We start from the raw sequence: 434 nt of genomic DNA on the forward strand, positions 1-434 counted from the left end.
AGTTGTTCCTGATAGTGTTTCACCTCTTGCCGGACGGTCTTCTTGACGAGCTTCCGCTTGTTTGCGTTCGCTTTGACGTGTGTCGAGTCTACGAATAGGACGGCGCGATCGATGAACCCTGCGTCCGCAGCCTGTTCAAGGATATGATAGAAGATGTCATCGAATAAGCTCGTGTACTGGAACCGACGCACATAGTTCTTCCCGAACGTCGAGAAATGTGGCACCTTGTCCGCGAATCCGAACCCGAGAAACCAACGGTATGCGACGTTCGTCTCGATCTCACGAATTGTCTGTCGCATGGATCGGATACCGAACAGGTACTGAAGGAAGGCCATCTTGATCAGAACGACAGGGTCGACGCTTGGCCGGCCACGGTCCTCAGAATATAAGTCCTCCACGAGCGGATAGATGAACTCAAAGTCGATCACCGCCTC

Annotated in this window: 1 protein-coding gene; it reads right to left on the reverse strand. The window is 52.8% G+C overall.

From position 1 onward, the window contains the following. On the reverse strand, nt 1-434 hold a 434-nt coding region (locus KNP86_RS15855), incomplete at both ends, for a transposase (protein ID WP_214755168.1).

Origin of the sequence: Exiguobacterium sp. s16 (assembly GCF_018618115.1) — a bacterium.
In the GTDB taxonomy this organism is placed as follows: domain Bacteria; phylum Bacillota; class Bacilli; order Exiguobacteriales; family Exiguobacteriaceae; genus Exiguobacterium; species Exiguobacterium mexicanum_A.